This is a genomic window from Brevibacterium yomogidense, assembly GCF_900163715.1.
In the GTDB taxonomy this organism is placed as follows: domain Bacteria; phylum Actinomycetota; class Actinomycetes; order Actinomycetales; family Brevibacteriaceae; genus Brevibacterium; species Brevibacterium yomogidense_A.
The window spans coordinates 123,813-146,699 of the sequence record NZ_FWFF01000013.1 but is presented as its reverse complement, the minus strand read 5'-3'; the positions used below and the strand labels follow the sequence as shown (position 1 = coordinate 146,699).

The following is a 22,887-nucleotide window of genomic DNA, read 5'->3' as shown; positions in this document are numbered from 1 at the left end:
ACCGGAGCACTGATGGAATCGATCGACTTCGACGGACTGCTCCTCGATCTGGACGGATGCGTCTACACGGGCCGTACGGCCGTGCCGGGCGCGGCGGAGGCGCTCACCGGACTCGCAGAAGCGGGGATCCCGGTGGTGTTCCTCACCAACAACGCGTCGCGATCAGCGGATGAGGTGGCGGAGCACATCAGCTCGTTCGGCGTGGACGCGAGGCCCGACCAGGTCCTCACCTCCGCGATCGTCGCGGCGCGTGAGCTGGCACTGACGCTGTCCGCCGGGTCTCCCGTCCTGGTCGTCGGGTCCGACGCACTCGCCGATCAGGTGGAGGCGGAGGGGATGCGCGTCGTGGACACGGCGAGCGACGACCCCGCAGCGGTCGTCCAGGGATTCTCCCCGGACCTCGGGTGGCTGCAGATCGCGGACGCATGTCGCGCTGTCCGATCCGGAGCCCGGTGGTGGGCGACCAATCTGGACCGCACCTTCCCCACCGAGCACGGCGAGCTTCCGGGGAACGGCGCGTTCGTCAGGGTCATCGCCGATACGACCGGGGCCACTCCCATCGTGACGGGCAAGCCGTCGCAGACGATGATGGACGCGGGAGTGCGCGCCCTGGGCGCCGACCGCCCCCTCATGGTGGGCGACCGGCTGGAGACGGACATCGCAGGCGCGCGCGCCGCCGGCTTTCCCTCTGGCCTCGTCCTCACAGGGGTCCACCGCGAGGCCGACGCGCTGGCCGCGCCGCTCGAGCACCGGCCGGACTACCTCCTCGACGACCTCACCGCACTGCTGCCGGGCGGTTCACCGCGGCGACTGCCATGAGCGGTGATCCGATGCCCACACCGGGCGGCGGAGTGCCGGTCCGCCAGTGGGAGGACGCGCTCACCGACCTCGACGAGTGCGCGCCGGAGGAGCGGAGCGATAGGGCCCACGCACTCCTGTCCCGCCTCGAAGACGCACTCGAGGCGCTCTGACGTGCCGTCAGCGCGTGCGCACACCGCCGGCAGACTCGACACCGTGCTCGTGGGCCTCGGGCTCGTCGACTCCCGGAACCGCGCGGCTCGGGAGATCCGCGCAGGGCGGGTGACGGTCGATGGCGGAGTCGTCACGCGGCCGTCCGCCTCCATCGCGGTGGACTCCCACATCACGGTCGACTCGCCGGAGCACTGGGTGGCGCGCAGCGCGCACAAGCTCCTGGGAGCACTGGAGGACATGGGCGCCGCCCCCGCGGTGCGCGGAGCGGTGTGCCTCGACGCGGGAGCCTCCACGGGAGGCTTCACCCAAGTGCTGCTGGAGCACGGCGCAGTGGCCGTCCACGCGGTCGATGTGGGCCACGGACAGCTCGTCGCGCGGATCGCGGGCGACGACCGCGTGCACGATCTGCCCGGGACCAACGTCCGGACGCTCGACCGGACGGATCTCACCGCCGCGCCGTCGCCTCCGTTCCACGCGGACGGGACAGTGGACCTCGTCGTCGCCGACCTCTCATTCATCTCCCTGACGCTCGTGATCGATGCGCTGCTGTCCGTCGCCCGCGACGGAGCGCTGCTCCTGCTCATGGTGAAGCCCCAGTTCGAACTGGACCGGTCTGCCCTCGACAAGCACGGTGTCGTGACAGAAGCCGAGGACCGGGTGCGCGCGCTCGAGAGGGTCAGCACCGCGCTCACGGCGGCGGGAGTGAGGATCTGCGGGACCGCGCAGTCCCGACTGCCGGGTCCCGCCGGCAATGTGGAGCACTTCGTGCTCGCCCGAGCACACGTCCCCACCGGCCCCGCCTCGTCGGCCGCGGGCGTCTGCGCTGTAGCATCGGCTACCGTGGAACGCGGCACAGACCCCAGCGGACGTGCTGACCACGACCCTGCAACCGCGCCGGAGGAGGCCCCGTGACAAGACGGATGATGATCGACCTCCACCCCCGTCGTGAGAACGCCCGCAAAGCCGCTGAACTGGTGTGCGCCGCTCTCGTGGAGAACGGCATCGTCCCCGTGATGTCGCGGTCCGCACACGACGCGCTGTCCTCGTACGGCGACGCCCACCCGAACGGGACCGACATCGTCGAGGACTCCGCGCTGTCGGACGCAGCGGCCGACTGCGAACTCGTCATGGTGCTGGGCGGCGACGGGACGATCCTGCGCGCGGCTGAGCGCTTCCACTCGTTCGACGTGCCCGTCATGGGGATCAACCTGGGTCACGTGGGATTCCTCGCGGAGAGCGAATCCGCGGACATGGAGGAGACGGTCCGGCGCGCCGTCGCCCGCGACTACGACATCGAGCAGCGCATGAGCCTCGACATCACCGTCCGCGTGGACGGCGAGATCGTGCATCGCGCCTGGGCGCTCAACGAGGCGACGGTGGAGAAGGGGCCGGGCACGCAGATGATCGAGCTCAGCATCGGCATCGACGACCGTCCCGTCTCCACGTTCGGGTGCGACGGGGCGATCCTCGCCACCCCGACCGGCTCGACCGCGTATGCGTTCTCCGCGGGCGGTCCGATCGTCTGGCCGGACGTCGAAGCGCTCCTGATGGTTCCGATCAGTGCGCACGCGCTCTTCGCGAAGCCGCTCGTGACCGGACCGTCGTCCGTCATCGCCGTCGAGCACGTGGCGCGCCACCCCGGTGACACGGCCGTGCTCTGGTGCGACGGTCGGGTCGAGCTCGACCTGCCCAGCGGCGCACACATCGAGGCCTGCCGCTCCGCACAGCCGCTCACGCTCGCGCGCATGCAGCGAGGACCCTTCTCCGACCGCCTCGTGCGGAAGTTCCAGCTCCCCGTGGACGGCTGGAGGGGCCCGGCAGGGGAGACGACATGATCTCGTCGATCGGCATCGAGAACCTGGGAGTCATCACCTCCGCCCACATCGACCTGGGTGCCGGACTCACAGCGGTGACGGGTGAGACCGGCGCCGGGAAGACCATGTTCGTCACCGCTCTGGATCTGCTCACCGGAGCCCGTGCGGACGCGTCGACCGTGCGCCGTGATGCGGATCGTGCGGTCGTCGAGGGAGTCTTCGCCCTGCCGCAGGACGGCGGCACCGCTGCCGAACGGATCGTCGAGGCCGGCGGAGACGCCGATGACGAGGCCGTCCTCACGAGGATCCTGCCGCGCGAGGGCCGTGCCCGCGCCACCGCCGGTGGTCGGACGGTGCCCGCCGGCGTGCTCCGCGACGTGGGGCAGGAGCTGGTGAGCATGCACGGGCAGTCGGAGCAGCTCACCCTCCGGGCACAGGCCCAGCAGCGGGAGCTGCTCGACGCGCTGACCGGCGAGGACGGAGCCGCTGCCCGCGCCGAGTACGCGGAGGCATTCGCCGAGCACCGACGACTCTCCGACGAGCAGCGCAGACTCGAGAGCACCCGATCCGAGCGCGCGGCGCGGATGGACTTCCTGCGGAATGCGCTCGAGACGATCGACGGGGTCCGTCCCACCGAGGGCGAGGACGAGGAGCTCGCGGCACTCGCGGCACGGCTGGGTGCTGCCGAGGAGCTGCAGCAGGCTGCCGGTCGCGCCCACGATCTCATCATGGGCAGTGATTGGGACGACGCGGAGAGCGCGACTGCGCTCGTCGCGCAGGCCTCGGAGTCCCTGGCACGCGCAGCGGCCGTGGACGGCTCGCTGACGGACGCGGCCCGATCGCTCGAGGACGTGTCGGTCCGCATGGCGGATGCTGGAGCAGACCTCTCGTCGTACCTCGCAGGATTCGGCGACGACGAGGCGATGTCGCTCGAGGACGCCGAGGCGCGGCGCGCAGAGATCTCGTCGCTGAACGCGTACGGCGAGGACCTCGCAGCGGTCCTGGCATTCGAGGAGCAGGCCGGCGGTGAGCTGCTCGACCTCGAGAACTCGGAGGCGAGCCTGGGCGACATGGACGCGACCGTGGCAGCGGCGCAGGCGCGGCTCGACGAGGCCGCCGTCGCACTGCGCGCTGTCCGCATCCGTGCGGCCGAAGAGTTCTCCACCTCCGTCGGAGGAGAGCTCGCGGCGCTGGCGATGCCCCACGCGTCCCTGAGCTTCGCGGTCACGGAGACGACCCCCGCCGCGCACGGCGCGGACGACGTGCGCCTGCTCTTCAGCTCGCATGCCGCCGCAGCGCCGGCGGACATCGGGAAGACCGCATCCGGCGGCGAACTGTCCCGCGTCATGCTCGCGATCGAGGTCGTGCGCGCGCGGACGGAGCGGTTCCCCACCTTCGTCTTCGACGAGGTCGACGCGGGGGTAGGCGGAGCGGCGGCCGTCGAGATCGGCCGACGACTCGCCCGACTGGCATCGGGCTCACAAGTCATTGTCGTCACACATCTGCCGCAGGTCGCGGCGTGGGCCGACCACCACCTCGTCGTCCGCAAGACCGACGAGGGGACCGGAGCGGTGTCGGGCGTGCGGGAGCTGGGCGGGGAGGACCGCACCGAGGAGCTCGCACGGATGCTCGCGGGTGTGTCCGGCTCCGCCTCCGCTCGCGCCCACGCGGAGGAGCTGCTCAGCGATGCGGAGTCGGAGAAGGCACGCTTCCGCGCGGAGCTGATGGGATGATGTCCTCATCATGATTCAGCGCAAGACCCGCGAGCGCGTGGAGACGGATGCACCGGTCGGACCGACCGCGACCCGGATCGACAGACGCACGAAAGACCTCACGAAGCGGCTTCAGCCCGGCGACATCGCCGTGATCCGCCACTCGGACATCGACCGGGTGTCCGCGGAAGCCCTCGTCGACTGCCGCCCCGCAGCGGTCGTCAATGCACACCGATCGGTGTCCGGCGCCTACCCGAACCTGGGCCCCGGCATCATCATCGCCGCAGGCATCCCGCTCGTCGACGACGTGGGGGAGGAGCTCTTCGAGGACCTCGTCGAGGAGGGCGAGGAGCTCTCGCTCCACGGAGGTGACCTGGTGCGCGGGGAGACCGTCATCGCCTCGGGCACTGTGCAGACCACATCCTCCATCGAGAAGGCGATGCAGGATGCGGAGTCCGGGATGAACACCGTGCTCGCGGACTTCGTCGCGAACACGGTGGAGTACATCCAGAAGGACTCCGACCTCCTGGACGACAGCCTCGAGGTCCCGCAGGTGCGCACGTCGTTCGAGGGCCGCCACGCGCTCATCGTCGTGCGCGGATACCACTACAAGGAGGACCTCGCCGCTCTGCGCCCCTACATCCGCGAGCAGCGTCCCGTCCTCATCGGGGTCGACGGAGGCGCGGACGCGATCATGGAGGCCGGTCACCGGCCGGACATGATCGTCGGCGACATGGACTCCGTGTCCGACGCGGCGCTCACCAGCGGTGCCGAGCTCGTCGTCCACGCCTACCGCGACGGGAACGCCCCGGGCGTCGAGCGCGTCAGCGACCTGGGCATGGACTCCGTGAAGTTCGCGGCGTCGGGGACCAGCGAGGACATCGCCATGCTGCTGGCCGACGACAAGGGCGCACAGCTCATCGTCGCCGTCGGCACGCACGACACCCTCATTGAGTTCCTCGACAAGGGCCGCAAGGGCATGGCCTCGACGTTCCTCACCCGCCTGCGCGTGGGCAGCAAGCTGCTCGACGCGAAGGGCGTGTCCCTGCTGTACCGGCAGCGGATCGGCACGGGGCAGCTCATGCTCCTCGCACTCGCCGGTGTCGTCGCGCTCGTCGCGGCGATGTCCGCGACGGCCGCGGGCCAGACCGCGTTCGGGCTCATCGCCGCCCAGTTCGACGGCTTCTTCCAGTGGCTGGGATCGCTGTTCGGCGACCCGACCGCAGTAGCCCTGCCCGCATTCCCCGCACCCGAGGCGCTCGGCCCCCTCGACGACCCTGACCTCGGAGGACTGAGCTCACAGTGATCGACTTCCGCTACCACCTCGTCTCGCTCATCTCGGTCTTCCTGGCGCTCGCCGTCGGGATCGTGCTGGGCGCCGGACCGCTGCAGGGCCCGATCGGCAGCTCCCTCCAGTCACAGGTCGATGCCCTGCGCACAGACCGCGACACGCTGCGCACAGAGCTCGACGAGGCGCGCACGCACACGGAGCAGACGGCGGCATTCGTGGACGCGACCGCGTCAGACCTCATCGCCGACTCCCTGACGGACCGGTCGGTGACGGTCATCCGCCTGGCCGGTGCGGACAACGACGCGGCGGACGCGGCGAGTGCGCGCGCGGAGGAGGCCGGCGGCAGCATCGCCTCCGACGTGAGCCTGGGCGAGGACGCGTTCGCGGCTCCCGATGCGGAGCTCCTCACTGCGCTGCGCGACGCGGACGGCTCGCTGCCGGACGACGACTCCGCGGTCGTGGGCGCGGCGCTCGCGAAGGCACTCGGCGCCCAGGCGCAGGCCGTGGAGGAGGACGCGTCGGCGCAGCCCACGGACGCGCCGGAGGACGCGGAGGAATCCGCCGACTCCCGGCAGTCCGCGTCGCAGGACCTCTTCGGGATCCTGTCCGATGCCGACCGGATCGCGGGCGGGCAGTGGGCTGAGGCCGACGCCGCCGTCGTGATCGCCCCGTCCGTGCAGCAGGATGCCTCGGCAGAGGCATCGCCCTCCGCCACGCCGACTCCCACCGCCGAGGCCGCGGCACCCGCCGACTCCGTGGCGATCCACGCCGATTTCGCCTCCGCGCTCGCGGGCGAGACCGTCGTCGTGGTCGCGGGACCCTCCGCGTCCGCGACGGGAGGACTGCTCGCGACGCTGCGGTCCGACCGGGTCGACCTGTCGACCGTCGACGGCACGGATCTGTCGACCGGCACCGTCCTGGTCCCACTGGTCGTCGAAGCCGCGATCGACGGTTCGTTCGGGGACTACGGCACCGGGCAGGGTGCGACGGCGGTCCTGCCGGAGGGCCAGTGAGCAGCCGGGTCCCACGGGCGGTGCTGGCCGCGGGTCTCGCTGCGGCGGTCTCCGTCGGCGTGATGCGGGCCCGCGGGCGCGCAGACGCGCGCTGGCCGCTCCTCGTGCGCGAGAACCATGCGGGCCGTCCCGTGTCTCTGCTCGAGGGTCCGGCGGCGAGTGCGGGACTGCTCGCGGCGGCGGCGTGCGTCCCCGGAGCCGCGGGGAGGACCGCCGCACTGACCGCAGTGGGAACCGCAGGGGTGCTGGGAGCCGTCGACGACTTCGCGGAGTCCGGTGCCTCGAAGGGGCTGCGCGGACACCTCGGCGCGCTGGCGCGCGGAGAGGTCACGACCGGCGCGCTGAAGGTCATCGGCATCCCCGTCGCAGCCGTCGTCGCGAGCGCGCTGCTGCGCACCAACGCGCGGACCCCCGTCGGCCGGCTGGCCGACGCAGTGCTCGCCGGCGGCGTCGTCGCAGGCACCGCGAACCTGCTCAACCTGCTCGACCTGCGTCCCGGGCGCGCGTTCAAGGCCGGGCTCGTCATGGTCACGGGCCACGCGCTCATCGACCTGCTCCCCGGGGCACGTGAGCAGTGCACGAGCACTGCGCTGCGGACCGAGCGGGACGCGGGCTCGCGGGTCCTCGCGAGCGGCGTGCTCGGCACCACCGCGGCGCTGCTGCGCGACGACTTCGCGGGCTCGACCATGCTCGGAGACGCCGGTGCCAACGCCCTGGGCGCCGCGATCGGCCTGCGCAGTGCGCTCACCGCGTCCCGCCCCCGGCTGGTCTGCGAGCTCGCGGTCCTCGCGGCACTGACGCTGGCGAGCGAGCGCGTCTCGTTCACCCGGGTGATCGAGTCGACGCCGGGACTGCGCCACCTCGACGCGCTGGGCCGCTGATGCCGCGGCTGCTGCGCTTCGTCGCGTCGGCCGCACTCCTCGTCTCCGTCGCGACGCTCCTGTCCCGACTGGTGGGCTTCGGGCGGCTGCTCGTCTTCTCCCCGTCCGTGGGCGCAGGTGCGATCGGCACCGCCTACCAGTCGGCCAACCAGGTGCCGAACATCCTCTACGAGGTGGTCGCGGGAGGAGCGCTCGCGGGTGCCGTCGTGCCGCTGCTGGCAGGCCCGCTGTCGCGCGCTGACAAGGGGACCGCGTCCCGCATCGCGTCCGCACTCCTCACGTGGTCCGTGTCCCTCACGCTGCCGCTCGCCGTCCTCATCGTGGTCTTCCGGGAGCAGATCGCCGGAATCGTGCTGGACCATGAGACGGAAGTCGCCTACGGGGCGGGGTTCCTCCTCATGTTCGCGCCCCAGCTGGTGCTCTACGCGATCGGCGGAGTGCTGACCGGAGTCCTCCAGGCGCACCGGAGGTTCCTGTGGCCGGCGTTCATGCCGCTGGTCTCCAGTCTGATCGTCATCGGCGTCTACGTGGGCTACGCTCGTCTGCGCGGGCCCGAGGTCGCGACCGAGGACCCGGCGGCGCTGGCACTGCTGGGCTGGGGGACGACGGCGGGCGTGGTCGCCCTCGCCCTGCCGCTGGCGCTTCCGACCCTGCGCACCGGACTGCGCATCCGACTGACGTGGCGGTTCCCCGACGGCGTCGGGGCCCGCGCGGTCCGGCTCGCGGCCGCAGGCATGACGGTCCTCCTCGCACAGCAGGCGGCGACGCTGATGATCATGGTCGTGTCCAACAACGTCGGCGGCACCGGCGTGTTCGTCGTCTTCAGCTACATCCAGGCCGTCTACCTGCTTCCCTATGCCGTGCTCGCCGTCCCCGTCGCCACCGTCGCGTTCCCGCGCCTGTCAGAGCTGGCGGCCGCCGCGCGCACGCCCAGCGCAGAACCGCACGAGTCCGCGGACCGGGGACCCGGGGACGTCGACGCGGCGATCGCGAGGACCTCGCGCCTCGTCCTCGCCCTCGGCTTCGCCGGAGCCGCCCTGCTGACCGCGGCGGCGACCCCGCTGGAGATCTTCTTCTCGACCCGCGACGCGGCGAGCGGGGACTCTCCTGAGCTCTTCGCAGCGCTCGGAGACACCGTCCGCGTCATCGCGTGGGCGGTGCCGGGCTGGTGCTTCGTCGCATGGGGCACGCGGGTGTTCTACGCACTGGAGCAGTCGCGGGCCGCCGCGATCGCGACAGCGGTGGGCTGGGGGGTCGTCGCCCTGAGCGTCGTGGCGGGCATCCCCCTCGTCGCGGGGGACCCCGTTCCGCGCACGCTCGTCCTCCTGGGCGCGGCGCACGTCATCGGCATGACCGCTGCGGCGGTCGGACTGATCGGGGGGATCCTCCGCGTGCGCGGCCGTGCCTCGGCCGCAGGGGTCCCGCGCACCATCGTCATCGCGGCCGTCGGCGCCGTGCTGGGAGCCGTGGCCGGATCCCTGACGGCGTCGGGCCTCGGCGCCGTCGTCGGCACGTCTCCCGTCGGATCGGTCGCCGCAGGCGCAGCCGGCGGTGCGGTGGCGCTCGTGATCGTCCTCGCACTCGTGGCACTCGCGGACCGGGGGACTATCACCCACGTGCGCGCGCTGCGCTGACATCACTCCGATCTCCCGTGGCGGTGCCGCTCCGACCGTCCGGAGGGCGATAGCCTGGGGCCCTGGTCCCGCAGCTGCGGGACCATGCACCGTCCGGCGACGTGAAGGGAATCGACGCATGCGGGTCCTCATCGTGCTGGGCACGTCGACGGGCGGAGTCGGCACACACGTCGCCGCACTCGCCCGCAGCCTCGCGCAGGCGGGTGACACCGTCGGCGTGATCGGCCCCGCGCAGACCCAGGAGCAGTTCGGCTTCGACGACCGGCCGCACGTCCGCTTCGCCCCCCTCGGCATCAGCACATCGGTGGGTCCCGGCGATGCTGCGGTCGTCGCCCGGCTCCGGCGCCTCGTGACGACGTTCCGGGCCGACGTCGTCCACGCGCACGGCTTCCGCGCCTCGCTCGTCACCCTGGCAGCGCTGTCTCTCATGCGGAAGCGTCCGGGCTTCGTGTCGAGCTGGCACAACACACTCATGGGCCAGGGAGTGCGCGGTCGTATCGAGAAGATGGTCGCGACCGCGATCGCGCGGGGCGCAGACCTGGTTCTCGGCGCGAGCGAGGACCTGGTCGACCTCGCGAAGGATCTGGGGGCGGGGAGTGCACGCTTCGCCGCGGCGGCCTCACCGCCCCAGGGCCCGGCCGAGGACGTGAACACCTCCCTGCTGCGCAGCTCGCTGACGCAGGAGCTGGGGATCCCCCGCACCGACACCCTGCTCCTGGCCGTCGGGCGGATCGCGCCGCAGAAGGACTACGACGTCCTCATCGACGCGCTCGCGGACATCGCGCACGACCACCCCGAAGCGCAGTGCCTCATCGCCGGATCGGCGGACGAGCACGAGCAGGCACGCCTCACCCGTCGGATCGAGGAGCACACGCAGGCGGGGCGCAGGCCCGCCGTGCACTTCCTGGGCCAGCGGAGCGATGTCGCCGCACTCAACCAGGTGAGCGACGTCTTCCTCCTCTCCAGCCGGTGGGAGGCCCGCGCACTCGTGCTGCAGGAGGCGATGCTCGCAGGCAGAGCGATCCTCGCGACGGCGACCGGCGGGACCCCGGAGCTCGTGGGGGACGCGGGCATCTTCGTGCCGCAGGGCGACGCGCAGGCCTTCGCCGCAGGGCTGCGACGGCTGCTCGAGGACCCGCAGCTCCGCGCGGACCTGGGCCGGAAGGCGGCGCTGCGCGCGCTCGAACTGCCGAACGAGGAGGACGCCGCGCAGACGGTCCGGGCGGCGTACACGGAGGTCAGCCGGTAGGCTGTGGAGCGCTGAAGTCGCGTGCGACCCGGGACGGTGCCCAAACCGTCCTCGGACGGTCCGCGCACTGTCGCAGGATCGGAAGGATACGCACATGTTCGAGGATCACGGACAGCTCGAGTCGACGGGGCTGGACCCTGACGCCCGCATACTCCACGTCGTCACGACGACGCGCGGCGTGATCGGCGAAGTCGCCGTGGACGCGATCCGCGGCCACCTCGCAGCAGGGAGACAGGTGGCGGTCGCCGCACGCGCATCCGTGATCAGCCGTCTGGACCTCCCGGAGTTCCCGGCGCTCGTGATCATCCCGATCGACGCTCGCGACCGCGTGACGAGCGCCGATCCCGGCAGCAGCCTCACCCTCCACCAGCACTACCGCCACGTCGACGTGGTCCACGCACATGGTCTGCACGCCGCAGCACTCGCCGGGGCTGCTCAGACAGGGCTGCCCGCACGCATGCGCCCCGCCCTCGTCGCGACCGTCGGCCGCTTCCACTCCTCGAACGTCGTCGACGCGGCCTCCGCGAAGATCGTGGAGCGGACCGCAGCCGTCGTCCTGGGCACGACCGCACCGACCGTCTCGCACTTCACCGACGGGGTCCCGGTCACGGAGCGCGCGCAGCTGCGTCGTCCCGACGTCGTCCAGCGGCTGGCGCCCACCGTCGGTCGTGCGCAGGTGCGCGAGAACCTCGGGCTGCAGCCGGGCTCCTTCCTCGTCGCCACGCCTATGCGGCTTGTCGACGGCGACGACCTCACGACCTACCTCGAGGCCGCCGTCACGATGTTCGACCACCGGCCGGATCGGCGCGTGGTCTTCGCACTGACCGGAGCGGGCCGCGAACGCAGCACGATCGAGAACGCCTTCACCCGCACGCACCCGATCGTGCTGGCCGACGAGGGGTCGGTCGCGGACGTGCTGGCGGCCGCGGACGTGGTCGTGGGCTCGAAGAGCATGACCGGTGTCGACGTCGAGGGCCTCATGCAGCTGGGACGGGCGACGGTGATCCTGGGGGACGCGCGCACCGCCCGTCCGTGGGGCGATTCGGCCGCGCGCGTCGACGCGGATGACACACCCGGGCTGCTGGCGGCGATCACGGCGCTCGTGGATTCCCCGGAGGTCCGGACGTCGGCCGCCTTCGCCGCGAGGCGGCGCGTCGACGACGTCGACCCCGCCGCGCTCATCGCGGACGACCTCCTCGACGTGTACGCGGAGGCGCTCGTCCACCGCCGGTGAGCAGGCCGCACTGGTAGGGTGGAGGTCCGTGGTGAGACGACTGAGTACCGACGGCATCCAGCAGACTCGACAGATCTTCGTGACCGGTGGCGTGGCCTCCTCGCTGGGGAAGGGGCTCACGGCTTCCAGCCTCGGCCATCTCCTCAGCAGGCGCGGGCTGCGGGTCGCGATGCAGAAGCTCGATCCCTATCTCAACGTGGACCCGGGGACGATGAACCCGTTCCAGCACGGAGAGGTCTTCATCACCGACGACGGTGCGGAGACCGACCTCGACATCGGTCACTACGAGCGGTTCCTCGACGTCTCACTGGACGCGACGGCGAACATCACGACGGGCCAGGTCTACTCGTCCGTCATCGCGAAGGAGCGGCGCGGCGCCTATCTGGGCGATACGGTCCAGGTGATCCCGCACATCACGGATGAGATCAAGGAGCGGATGCGGGCGCAGGCGCAGCGCACCGACGACGGGGCGCCGGACGTCATCATCACGGAGATCGGCGGCACCGTCGGCGACATCGAATCGCTTCCCTTCCTCGAGGCCGCCCGGCAGGTCCGTCACGACATCGGCCGGGAGAACGCACTCTTCATCCACGTGTCGCTCGTGCCCTACCTCGCTCCCAGCGGCGAGCTGAAGACGAAGCCCACCCAGCACTCCGTCGCACAGCTGCGGTCCATCGGGATCACCCCGGACGCGATCGTGCTCCGCGCCGACAGGGACCTGCCGGAATCGATCCGGCAGAAGATCTCCGCGTCCTGCGACGTCGACCTCGAGGCCGTGGTGCCGTGCGTCGACGCCGCGAGCATCTACGACATCCCGCGCGTGCTCCACGACGGGGGACTCGACGTCTACGCGGTGCGCCGCCTCGACCTGCCGTTCCGGGACGTCGACTGGCGCGACTGGGACGCGCTGCTCGAGCGCGTCCACCACCCCTCCGAACGGGTCACCGTGGGGCTGGTCGGCAAGTACGTCGACCTGCCGGACGCCTACCTCTCCGTCACGGAGGCGCTGCGGCACGGCGGCTTCGCACACGATGCGCGGGTCGAGATCCGCTGGATCCCCTCCGATTCCTGCGAGACGCCGGAGGGCGCCGCGGCCCGGCTGGCGGACGTCGACGCGATCTGCGTGCCCGGCGGATTCGGCATCCGGGGCATCGAGGGGAAGCTCGGAGCCCTCACCCATGCCCGGACCACAGGACTGCCGGCACTGGGACTGTGCCTCGGGATGCAGTGCATGGTGATCGAGTACGCGAGGTCCGTCCTGGGACTGGCCGACGCCTCGTCGACCGAATTCGACCCGGACACGCGGGAACCCGTCATCGCGACCCTCGCAGAGCAGCGCGCGATCGTCGACGGGGACGCGGACCTGGGCGGCACGATGCGCCTGGGACGCTTCCCCGCCGTGCTCGCGGAGGGCACACTCACCGCTGCCGCCTACGGCACGACGGACGTGACCGAGCGCCATCGGCACCGCTACGAGGTGAATGGCGACTACCGGGCACGGCTCGAGGACGCGGGTCTGCGCGTCGCCGGCACCTCGCCGGACGGGTCCCTCGTCGAGTTCGTGGAACTGCCGGAGGACGTCCACCCGTTCTACGTCGCGACGCAGGCGCATCCGGAGCTGAAGAGCAGGCCCACCCGACCCCACCCGCTCTTCGCCGGCCTCGTGCGGGCCGCGCTGGACCGGGCACATGCGTGAGGAGGATCCCATGGAGGACATGATGAGCGGGACGGACGCCCCACTGTCGGACGAGCGGGTCGACGTCGAGGTGCACGAGCGCGAGACGGTGTACCGGGGAGCGGTCTGGGACGTGGTGCGCGAGTCGTTCCACCTGCCGGAGGCCGGAGGGCGGCTGACCCGTGATGTCCTCGCACACACCGGTGCGGTGGCCGTCGCCGCGATCGACGACGAGGACCGCATACTCCTCATCCGCCAGTACCGGCATCCCATCCGCATGCGGGACTGGGAGATCCCGGCGGGACTCCGCGACATCGACGGGGAGGATCCTGCGACGGCCGCCGCGCGGGAACTGGGTGAGGAGGCCGATGTCCGCGCAGCGGACTGGCACACGCTCGCAGACATGTACACCACGCCGGGCGGGTCGACGGAGATCATCCGCATCTACCTCGCACGCGGGATCGACGCCCTGCCGCACGCGCAGCGCATCGAGCGGGAGGGGGAGGAGCGCGGCATCGTCGTCCGCTGGACGCCGCTCGCGGAGGCAGTCGACGCGGTGCTCGCCGGTCGCATCGGCAACGCGACCGCGTGCCTGGCGATCCTCCACGCGGACAGGGCGCGCGCACGCGGCTGGACGGACCTGCGACCGGTCGACGCGCTGTGGCCGGGCAGCCGGGACTGACGTGGCACGCCACGGCGCGGAGCTCCTCCCCGAGGTCGCAGCACCCCTGCGCGGACCGGTCGCGGACTACCTCGCCCACATCGAACTCGAGCGCGGCCTGTCCCGGAACACGGTCGACGCCTATGCGCGCGATCTGTCCCGGTACGTCCTGTGGCTCGCCGGGCGCGGCGTGGGCGGATTCGGCGAGGTGACGGAGGAGGACCTCCTCGCGTTCCGCGGCGATCTCTCATCGGCGCAGCTCGCGGCGTCGTCGCAGGCTCGGATCGGCGTGGCCGTGCGCAGGCTGCACGACCATCTGCTGGGGGAGGGGCAGGTCGACGGCGACCCCGCCGCGGCCCTGCCGCCCCCGCGCCAGGCCGACAGCCTCCCCTCCGCCCTCACGGTGGAGCAGGTCGAGGCGCTGCTCGCCACGACGGACGGGGACGAGCCGGTCCAGCGGAGATCCGCGGCACTGCTCGAGCTTCTCTACGGCACAGGGGCCCGCATCAGTGAGGCGGTCGGAGTCGACCTCGACGACCTGGACCTGGTGCGCGGCACCGTCCGCCTCTACGGCAAGGGCTCCAGGGAACGGCTGGTGCCGGTCGGTTCGCATGCCCGCGCGGCCCTCGACGCGTGGATCGTGCGGGATCGTCCCCGCTTCGCCGCCGGTCGCGCGCAGGCCGCGGACCGCGCGGGCGCGGTCTTCCTCAACCAGCGAGGCGGCAGGCTGAGCCGTCAGTCGGCCTGGACCCTGGTCCGGCGCGCCGCGGGACTCGCGGGCGTCGACGACGTCACCCCGCACACGCTGCGCCATTCCTTCGCGACGCATCTGCTGGAGGGCGGGGCGGGCATCCGAGTCGTCCAGGAGCTGCTGGGACACGCCTCCGTCGTGACGACGCAGATCTACACGAGGGTGACAGCGCAGACGCTCCGCGAGGTGTACGCGTCGTCGCACCCCCGCGCGCGATAGGCTGACATCCACCGCAGCAGCAGCAAGGAGATGAGGAAGCACGTGGCAGACTCGCAGCAGCGGCTCGAAATCGCGGCCGACGCACCGCTGGGCCCCACCGGGCGCCCCGCCCGGGAGTACCCGGAACCCGCGCCGCTCGACGGTCACGGGCCCGCACGGACCATCGCAATGGTCAACCAGAAGGGCGGGGTCGGGAAGACGACGTCGTCGATCAATCTGGGCGCCGCACTGGCCGACTACGGCCGACGGGTCCTGCTCGTCGACTTCGATCCGCAGGGTGCCCTCTCCGTGGGTCTGGGCATCAATCCGAACGCGCTCGAGAAGTCGGTCTACAACGTCCTCATGAGCGCACGGCTGGATCCCCACGAGGTCATCCACACGACCTCCGTGGACAACATCGACGTGATGCCCGCGAACATCGACCTGTCCGCAGCGGAGATCCAGCTCGTGGGCGAGGTCGCGCGCGAGCAGGTGCTCTCGCGGGCGCTGGCGAAGGTCGCCGACGAGTACGACGTGATCCTGGTCGACTGCCAGCCGTCGCTCGGCCTGCTGACCGTCAATGCGCTGACGGCCGCGCACGGCGTCATCATCCCGCTGGAGACGGAGTTCTTCGCGCTGCGCGGCGTCGCGCTGCTCGTGGAGACGATCGAGAAGGTGCAGGATCGCCTGAACCCGTCACTCGCGATCGACGGGATCCTCGCCACGATGTTCGACGGCAGGACGCTCCACTCACGCGAAGTCATCGCGAGCGTCGTCGATGCGTTCGGGGACACGGTCTTCGACACCGTCATCAGCCGGACCGTGAAGTTCCCCGACGCGACCGTGGCGGCGGAGCCGATCACCAGCTTCGCGCCGAACCACAAGGGCGCGGACGCGTACCGGCGGCTCGCGCGGGAGCTGATCGCGCGCGGCGGCTCGCCCTGACGGTGCAGTCGGCGACCGCTGAGGCGGAGGCCGCCGGCTTCACCGTCGACCTCGAGAACTTCTCCGGACCGTTCGACGTGCTGCTCGATCTCATCGCCCGCCGCTCGCTGGAGATCACCGATATCGCGCTCGCCGAGGTCACGGACGACTTCCTCGCGTACGTCGCCACACTGCGGGGTGCGAAGAGCCTCGACGAGCTGAGCCACTTCCTGCTCGTCGCCTCGACGCTGCTGGACCTCAAGCTCGCCCGGCTGCTGCCGGGAGCCGATGTCGAGGACGAGCTCGACCTCGAGCTGCTCGAGGCCCGCGACCTGCTCTTCGCGCGGCTCCTGCAGTACCGGGCGTACAAGGAGGTGTCCCGCGTGCTGGAGAAGAGGATGGGGGAGGCAGGCCGCGCCGTTCCGCGCGCCGTCCCCCTCGAGCAGGAGTTCACGGACATCCTCCCGCCCCTGGACTTCAGCACGTCCGGCCCGGTGCTGGCCGCGGTGTTCAGCGCGGTCCTGTCCCGCGACCGCACCCCGCCCGCCGTGGCGCTCGACCACCTGCACGACGCCCACGTGTCCGTGCCGGAGCAGCGTGCGCTGCTGCTGTCGCGTCTGCGCGATGAGGCACGGATCGACTTCGCCGCGCTCATCGAGGACGCGGAGACCCGGATGGTCGTCGTCGCCCGGTTCCTCGCGGTCCTCGAACTGTTCAAGGCGGGGCTGTGCGACTTCGACCAGCCGGAGGCGCTCGGACCGCTGACGATCGCGCTCACGGCGACCGACACTCGCGACGCGGACGCAGAAGGCGACCACGGAGCGGAAGGCGACCGGGACCTCGGCGGCGGGGGCCCGGACTATGAGGAGTACGGGGATGAGTGAGGAGGCTCCGGTGACGGACGAACTGCTGGCCGGGCTCGAAGCCGTCCTCATGGTGGCCGATCAGCCGGTGACGGTCGAGCACCTGAGCGACGGACTGGGCGTCGAGCCGCAGGAGGTGTCCGCGGCCCTCGAGGAGCTCGCCGCGGACTACGACGGGGAGCGGGGAGCGCGCACGCGCGGGTTCCGACTCGCCCGGGCCGCGGGCGGGTGGAGGATCTATTCGCGACCGGAGCACCACGACATCGTGTCGGCGTTCCTCACCGCGGGGCACTCCTCGAGGCTGTCCCAGGCTGCGCTGGAGACCCTGGCCGTCGTCGCCTACCGGCAGCCGGTGACCCGCGCGAGGATCTCCGCGATCCGGGGGGTCAACGTCGACGGGGTCGTGCGGACTCTGCTGCTGCGCGGTCTGCTCGTCGAATCCGGCACTGATCCCACGACCGGGGCCGTGCGCTTCGTCACCACGCCGGCCTTCCTCGAAGCAGCCGGTCTGGAGCGGATCGAGGACCTTCCGGACATCGCCCCGTTCCTCCCGGAGGGCGACGAGGCGAACCGCACGGGCGAGGCAGGTGCGGCAGACGTCGCAGAATTCGGGATAATGGGGGAATGAGCTCATCTGATCCCCGTTCCCCCGGACATCGTTCCCGCCGACCCTCGCGTCGTGAACGCGCCGCCAGCCAGAAGTCGCCCACCGGTGCCGGCGAGGTGTCGGACGTCCATCGCGAGGACGGAGTGCGCCTGCAGAAGGTCCTCGCCGATGCGGGCCTGGGATCGCGGCGCGCGTGCGAATCCCTCATCGCGGAGGGCCGGGTGGAGGTGGACGGCGTCGTCGTCCGCGAACTCGGCACGCGCGTCGATCCGGAGACCCAGGCCGTCCACGTCGACACGATGCGGATCACGACGCAGGCGGACCGCGTCTACCTCGCGCTGAACAAGCCGGCGAAGGTCGTCACCTCGATGAGCGACCCGGAGGGCCGGAAGACGATCGCGGACTACCTGCGCGATCGCCCGGAGCGGCTCTTCTACGTGGGCCGGCTCGACTACGACACGGAGGGCCTGCTCCTCCTGACGAACGACGGCGACCTCTCCAACCGGCTCACGCATCCGTCGTACGAGGTCCCCAAGACCTACCTGGCACAGGTGCGGGGGCCCGTCCCCAAGGACGCCGGCGCACGGCTGCGCGACGGGATCGAGCTGGAGGACGGCATCGCGCATGCGGACTCGTTCCGCCTCATCGACTCGACCCCGGGCCACGCGCTCGTCGAACTGGTGCTGCACTCCGGCCGCAACCGGATCGTGCGGCGGATGCTCGAGGCCGTCGGCACTCCTGTCGAGCGGCTCGTCCGCACGCACTTCGGCCCCATCGCGCTCGCAGAGCAGCGCCCCGGGAAGCTGCGGACCCTGCGCCCGCATGAGGTCGGCGAGCTCATGAAGGCCGTCAAGCTGTGAGTCGGGGGGACGTCCCGGACCACGTGCACATCGTCGGGACGGGGCTCCTCGGAACCTCCCTGGGACTGGCGCTCACCCGTGGCGGCTGCGTCGTCACGCTCGAGGACACCTCGCCCACTGCGGTCCGCCTCGCAGCGGACATGGGCGCCGGGACCGCCGCGGATCCGCACCCGGACACGGGGCTCGTCGTCGTCGCAGCGCCCCCGGACGTCGCCGCGGACGTCATCGTCGCGCAGCTGCGGGCCCTGCCCGACGCGACGGTCACGGATGTGGCGAGCGTGAAGGGCGTCGTGCTCGACCGCGTGCGCGCGCTGACGGTCGGGACGGAGCTCGACCGCTACATCGGATCCCACCCCATGGCCGGGCGCGAGCGGTCCGGTGCGGTGTCCGCCCGGGTCGACCTCTTCGAGGCCCGCCCGTGGGTCGTCTGCTCGGATGAGGCGACGCCCGCCGGCAGGCTCGACCAGGTGGTGGCCGTCGCCGAGGCCGTGGGCGCCTCGGTGCTCCACCTCGAGCCCGAATTCCACGACTCCTCGGTCGCCCGGGTCTCCCATGTGCCCCAGGTCGTCTCGTCGCTCATGGCGGCGCAGCTCACCGACATGCCGGTCGAGGGCATCGCGTTGGCCGGACAGGGGCTGCGGGACGTCATCCGGATCGCGGCATCGGACCCGGGGCTGTGGACGCAGATCCTCGCGGGCAACGCCGCAGAGGTCCGCGCGGTGCTCACGGCACTGCGCGATGACCTCGACCGGGTCGTGGACGCCCTGGCGCTGGAGACCGGAAGCTACGCCGTGCTCGCCTCCGCGATCGCCGCGGGCAACGAGGGGCACCGCCGCATCCCCGGCAAGCACGGACAGGCGCCGATGGTCTATGCGATCGTCACCGTCGTCGTGGGGGACGAGCCGGGCGGACTCGCACGGCTCTTCACGGATGTCCACGCACTCGGGGTGAACGTCGAGGACGTCCGGATCGACCACGCGACCGGCCACCGTCTGGGCAGCCTCGACATCATGGTGCTGCCCGACCGCGAGCAGGACCTGGTGGTCGGTCTGCAGCAGCGCGGCTGGCGCCTGCCGGAGCATCCGGAGCCCGACGAAGCCCAGGCCACCAGCACGACGGTGGAGGACGGCTCCGCCGGATAGGGTGGACCGAGCACAGCAGCATTGAGAGAGGCACACATCGACATGAGCGTCATCGCGATCGACGGACCCAGCGGCGTCGGCAAATCCAGCACCTCCAAAGAGGTGGCGCGCCGGCTGGGGTACGGCTACCTCGATACGGGAGCCATGTATCGGGCCATGGCCTGGCTGTGCCTCAACCGCGGGGTGTCCGACCCGGGCGACGTCGTCGAACTGATCCGCGGCGCGGACCTCGAGATCACCACCGATCCGGACGACTTCCGGGTCGAGGTCGACGGGATGGACGTCACGGACGACATCCGCGAGGCGCAGGTGTCGGAGAACGTCCAGACGGTCTCCGCGGTCCAGGACGCGCGTGACGAGCTCATCGAGCGACAGCGCGAGATCATCGGCGAGACGACCCCCGGCATCGTCGTCGAGGGGCGGGACATCACGACCGTCGTCGCGCCGGATGCGCCCGTGCGGATCCTCATGACGGCCGATGAGTCCGTGCGGATCGCACGCCGCTCCGCAGAGCTGCACGGGACCGCGGACGCCGCAGCGGTCGAGGCGACGCGGAAGCTGGTCGTCGACCGGGACGCGAAGGATTCGACGACGACGAGCTTCCTGTCCGCGGCAGACGGCGTGCACACACTCGACACGACGGATGTGGGCTTCGAGCAGGCTGTCGCGGCCGTGCTGGGGCTCGTGGAGGATACGACGACATGAGCGACGACATGAGTGACGACATGCGTGACGACCAGGACGATTTCACCCCCACTCCCGACGAGGACTTCGCCGATCGCGTCGCCGGCATCGATGAGGAGGAGGCGGCGCAGCGCGCAGCGTCGCTGCGCAGCGGACTGGAGGCCTACGATCTCGAGGAGGACGACCTCGAGCTGCTCGACGCCTATGAATCCGATGCACAGGCGACCGCGCTGGTGCGCCCCGCTCCCGTGCTCGCGATCGTCGGCCGGCCCAACGTGGGCAAGTCGACGCTCGTCAATCGCATCCTGGGCCGGCGCGAGGCCGTGGTCGAGGACGTCCCCGGCGTCACCCGCGACCGCGTCCGGTACGGCGCGGAGTGGGGCGGCCGGCCGCTCACCCTCGTCGACACCGGGGGCTGGGACATCGACGTCCGCGGCATGTCCTCGCGGATCGCGGGGCAGGCGGAGATCGCAGTCTCCCAGTCCGACGCGGTCCTGCTCGTCGTCGATGTGACCACGGGCGTGACATCGACCGACGAGCACGTCGTGCGCATGCTGCGCCGTGCGGGCAAGCCCGTCATCCTCACGGCGAACAAGGTCGACGACGAGCGCGGTGAGATCCAGGCGGCGGAGCTGTGGGCGCTGGGGCTGGGAGAGCCCCGCACGGTCTCCGCGATGCACGGCCGCGGCGTCGCGGACCTGCTCGACGTCATCATGGAGACGCTGCCGGAGTTCTCCGAGGTCGACGACGCGGAGGAGCCGGGCGGACCGCGCCGGATCGCGCTGGTCGGCCGTCCCAACGTCGGGAAGTCGTCACTGCTCAACCATCTGGCGAAGGAGGAGCGGGTCATCGTCGACAACGTCGCGGGCACCACGCGCGATCCTGTCGACCAGGTCGTCGAGCTGGGCGGCAAGCCGTGGAAGTTCGTCGACACCGCCGGCATCAAGAAGCGCGCGCGACAGGCGAGCGGTGCCGACTACTACGCGTCTCTGCGGACGCAGACGGCGCTGGAGCGCGCCGAGCTCGCGCTGGTCCTCTTAGAGGCGAACGAACCGCTCAGCGAGCAGGACATCCGGATCGTCCGCAGCGCGACGGAGGCCGGGCGAGCGCTCGTCCTCGCGTTCAACAAGTGGGACCTCGTCGATGAGGAGCGTCGGCACTGGCTGGGCCGTGAGATCGAGAAGGACCTGGCGCACGTCGAGTGGGCGCCGCGGGTGAACATCTCCGCGAAGACCGGTCGGCACGCGGACAAGCTGGTGCCCGCGATGGAGCACGCGCTGAAGAGCTGGGACATGCGCATCCCGACCAGCCGGCTCAACGCCTTCCTGGGGGAGCTCGTCGCGGCGAACCCGCACCCCGTGCGCGGCGGCAAGCAGCCGCGGATCCTCTTCGGCACGCAGGTCTCCAGTCGGCCGCCGCACATCGTCGTCTTCACGACCGGGTTCCTCGATCCCGGATACCGGCGGTTCATCCTCCGCCGGCTGAGGGAGACGTTCGACTTCACCGGCACGCCCATCCAGTTGGGCATGCGGATCCGGGAGAAGAGGAAGCGGCGGTGACGACCGCGGACCATGACGGCGCAGCAGTGCCCGCGGAGTCGCCGTCGGACCGCAGCCCGCTGCCCCGCTACGTCCTGGTGACCGTGGGCCTCGCCGCCCTCGCGGTGACGATCATGGTGGTCCGAGAGCTCCAGAGCATCATCGCGCCCGTGTTCCTCGCGCTCAACCTCGTCCTCATCGTGCATCCGCTGCAGGCCCGCCTCGTGCGCCTGCGGATGCCGCGCTTCGCGGCGGCGATGGTGACGGTCGTCGTCGTCCTGGCGCTGCTCGCCGCATTCTTCGCGCTGACCGGGTGGGCCGTCGCCCAGCTGGTGCTCGTGCTGCCGAGCTACACGGAGAAGATGCTCGGCATCGTGCAGGACGCGGCGGAGTGGCTCGCGACGGTGGGGCTGACGCCGGCCTTCATCGAAGAGCAGTTCGCCGCGATCGATGCGAATTCGATCGCCGGTGCGGCGGGTGCCGTCTTCAACAACATCTCCCTCGTGGTCGGTCTCCTGACGACGGCCGTGATGGCGGTGTTCTTCGTCGCCATGGACTCGATGTCCTTCGGCCAGAGGATCCGGACGACGGCAGCGGTGCGTCCGCGGATCGCGACGGCCATGACCTCGTTCGCAGAGGGTGTGCGCAGGTACTGGATCGTCGCGACGATCTTCGGTCTCATCGTCGCGGTCCTGGACGTCATCGCCCTGGAGATCATCGGGGTGCCGCTGGCGCTGGTCTGGGGCGTGCTCGCGTTCCTCACGAACTACATCCCGAACGTCGGCTTCGTGATCGGGCTCGTGCCGCCGGCCCTGCTCGCGCTGGTGGACCAGGGCTGGGTCGCAGCTCTGTGGGTCGTCATCGCGTTCAGCGTCCTGAACTTCGTCATCCAGTCGATCATCCAGCCGAAGTTCACCGGGGAATCGGTGGGGGTCACGCCCTTCGTGAGCTTCCTGTCGCTGCTCTTCTGGTACTGGGTGCTCGGCGCGCTGGGTGCGCTGCTCGCGCTCCCCGCGACGCTGCTGCTGAAGGCCCTGCTCGTCGATGCGGACCCCCGGGCCCGCTGGGTCAACAATCTCATCGCCTCGGACCTCCGCACCGGTTCGGGCCTGCCGATCGGCAGGCGGCGCGTCGCCGGTCGGAGCTCACGCGAGGTGATCGTCCCCCTGTCCGGTTGAGCGGAG

Annotated in this window: 22 protein-coding genes; all 22 read left to right on the top strand. The window is 71.3% G+C overall.

Going from position 1 to position 22,887, the window contains the following annotated elements; all coding sequences use genetic code 11:
- Positions 1 to 12 precede the first annotated feature (12 nt).
- The 22 genes from FM105_RS07905 to FM105_RS07805 all read left to right on the top strand — a co-directional run bounded on the left by FM105_RS07905 (position 13) and on the right by FM105_RS07805 (position 22,881).
- Positions 13 to 819 (top strand): HAD-IIA family hydrolase, encoded by an 807-nt coding sequence (locus tag FM105_RS07905; protein ID WP_087007033.1) that lies wholly within the window; start codon positions 13 to 15, stop codon positions 817 to 819.
- Entirely contained in the window at positions 816 to 971 is a 156-nt protein-coding gene (locus FM105_RS14680) for a hypothetical protein (RefSeq protein WP_179207119.1), read from the top strand. Before FM105_RS07905 ends, FM105_RS14680 begins: the two co-directional genes overlap by 4 nt.
- Position 972: 1 nt before the next feature.
- The gene (locus FM105_RS07900) at positions 973 to 1,884 is read left to right on the top strand and encodes a TlyA family RNA methyltransferase (protein WP_087007031.1); all 912 of its coding nucleotides are present in this window, start codon (positions 973 to 975) and stop codon (positions 1,882 to 1,884) included.
- Positions 1,881 to 2,807, top strand: a complete 927-nt coding sequence (locus FM105_RS07895; protein ID WP_256970297.1) for an NAD kinase — start codon at positions 1,881 to 1,883, stop codon at positions 2,805 to 2,807. The genes FM105_RS07900 and FM105_RS07895 overlap by 4 nt, the downstream gene beginning before the upstream one ends.
- Positions 2,804 to 4,519: a DNA repair protein RecN gene (gene recN / locus FM105_RS07890; RefSeq protein WP_087007027.1), complete on the top strand. Its 1,716-nt coding sequence runs from the start codon at positions 2,804 to 2,806 to the stop codon at positions 4,517 to 4,519. Before FM105_RS07895 ends, recN begins: the two co-directional genes overlap by 4 nt.
- Before the next feature lie 10 nt (positions 4,520 to 4,529).
- Positions 4,530 to 5,804, top strand: coding sequence for a putative cytokinetic ring protein SteA (gene steA / locus FM105_RS07885; RefSeq protein WP_087007025.1), 1,275 nt, complete (start codon positions 4,530 to 4,532; stop codon positions 5,802 to 5,804).
- The gene (locus tag FM105_RS07880; protein WP_087007023.1) at positions 5,801 to 6,802 is read left to right on the top strand and encodes a copper transporter; all 1,002 of its coding nucleotides are present in this window, start codon (positions 5,801 to 5,803) and stop codon (positions 6,800 to 6,802) included. The genes steA and FM105_RS07880 overlap by 4 nt, the downstream gene beginning before the upstream one ends.
- The gene (locus FM105_RS07875; RefSeq protein WP_087007021.1) at positions 6,799 to 7,683 is read left to right on the top strand and encodes a hypothetical protein; all 885 of its coding nucleotides are present in this window, start codon (positions 6,799 to 6,801) and stop codon (positions 7,681 to 7,683) included. The genes FM105_RS07880 and FM105_RS07875 overlap by 4 nt, the downstream gene beginning before the upstream one ends.
- Positions 7,683 to 9,317, top strand: coding sequence for a murein biosynthesis integral membrane protein MurJ (gene murJ / locus FM105_RS07870; protein WP_087007019.1), 1,635 nt, complete (start codon positions 7,683 to 7,685; stop codon positions 9,315 to 9,317). Before FM105_RS07875 ends, murJ begins: the two co-directional genes overlap by 1 nt.
- 118 nt (positions 9,318 to 9,435) lie before the next feature.
- On the top strand, positions 9,436 to 10,566 hold the full coding sequence (locus FM105_RS07865; protein WP_087007017.1) for a glycosyltransferase family 4 protein: 1,131 nt from the start codon (positions 9,436 to 9,438) through the stop codon (positions 10,564 to 10,566).
- Positions 10,567 to 10,660: 94 nt separating this feature from the next.
- Positions 10,661 to 11,800 (top strand): glycosyltransferase, encoded by a 1,140-nt coding sequence (locus FM105_RS07860; protein WP_087007016.1) that lies wholly within the window; start codon positions 10,661 to 10,663, stop codon positions 11,798 to 11,800.
- Positions 11,801 to 11,828: 28 nt separating this feature from the next.
- Positions 11,829 to 13,496 carry a CTP synthase gene (locus FM105_RS07855; RefSeq protein WP_256970296.1) on the top strand — a complete coding sequence of 556 codons (1,668 nt, stop codon included), beginning with the start codon at positions 11,829 to 11,831 and terminating at the stop codon, positions 13,494 to 13,496.
- 10 nt (positions 13,497 to 13,506) lie between these two features.
- The gene (locus FM105_RS07850) at positions 13,507 to 14,157 is read left to right on the top strand and encodes an NUDIX domain-containing protein (RefSeq protein WP_087007014.1); all 651 of its coding nucleotides are present in this window, start codon (positions 13,507 to 13,509) and stop codon (positions 14,155 to 14,157) included.
- Between the two features lies 1 nt (position 14,158).
- Positions 14,159 to 15,106, top strand: a complete 948-nt coding sequence (locus FM105_RS07845; RefSeq protein WP_087007012.1) for a site-specific tyrosine recombinase XerD — start codon at positions 14,159 to 14,161, stop codon at positions 15,104 to 15,106.
- A 30-nt stretch (positions 15,107 to 15,136) separates the two neighbouring features.
- Positions 15,137 to 16,030 carry a ParA family protein gene (locus FM105_RS07840; protein ID WP_087007010.1) on the top strand — a complete coding sequence of 298 codons (894 nt, stop codon included), beginning with the start codon at positions 15,137 to 15,139 and terminating at the stop codon, positions 16,028 to 16,030.
- Between the two features lie 2 nt (positions 16,031 to 16,032).
- Entirely contained in the window at positions 16,033 to 16,893 is an 861-nt protein-coding gene (locus tag FM105_RS07835; protein ID WP_256970295.1) for a segregation and condensation protein A, read from the top strand.
- Positions 16,886 to 17,500 (top strand): SMC-Scp complex subunit ScpB, encoded by a 615-nt coding sequence (gene scpB, locus FM105_RS07830; protein ID WP_087007008.1) that lies wholly within the window; start codon positions 16,886 to 16,888, stop codon positions 17,498 to 17,500. Before FM105_RS07835 ends, scpB begins: the two co-directional genes overlap by 8 nt.
- Positions 17,497 to 18,339 carry a pseudouridine synthase gene (locus tag FM105_RS07825; protein WP_087007006.1) on the top strand — a complete coding sequence of 281 codons (843 nt, stop codon included), beginning with the start codon at positions 17,497 to 17,499 and terminating at the stop codon, positions 18,337 to 18,339. Before scpB ends, FM105_RS07825 begins: the two co-directional genes overlap by 4 nt.
- Complete coding sequence (locus FM105_RS07820; RefSeq protein ID WP_087007005.1) at positions 18,336 to 19,481, top strand: prephenate dehydrogenase; 1,146 nt, start codon at positions 18,336 to 18,338, stop codon at positions 19,479 to 19,481. The genes FM105_RS07825 and FM105_RS07820 overlap by 4 nt, the downstream gene beginning before the upstream one ends.
- A gap of 42 nt (positions 19,482 to 19,523) precedes the next feature.
- Positions 19,524 to 20,186: a (d)CMP kinase gene (gene cmk, locus FM105_RS07815; protein ID WP_087007003.1), complete on the top strand. Its 663-nt coding sequence runs from the start codon at positions 19,524 to 19,526 to the stop codon at positions 20,184 to 20,186.
- Entirely contained in the window at positions 20,183 to 21,724 is a 1,542-nt protein-coding gene (gene der, locus FM105_RS07810; protein WP_087007001.1) for a ribosome biogenesis GTPase Der, read from the top strand. The genes cmk and der overlap by 4 nt, the downstream gene beginning before the upstream one ends.
- Positions 21,721 to 22,881 (top strand): AI-2E family transporter, encoded by a 1,161-nt coding sequence (locus FM105_RS07805; protein ID WP_256970294.1) that lies wholly within the window; start codon positions 21,721 to 21,723, stop codon positions 22,879 to 22,881. The genes der and FM105_RS07805 overlap by 4 nt, the downstream gene beginning before the upstream one ends.
- Positions 22,882 to 22,887 lie beyond the last annotated feature (6 nt).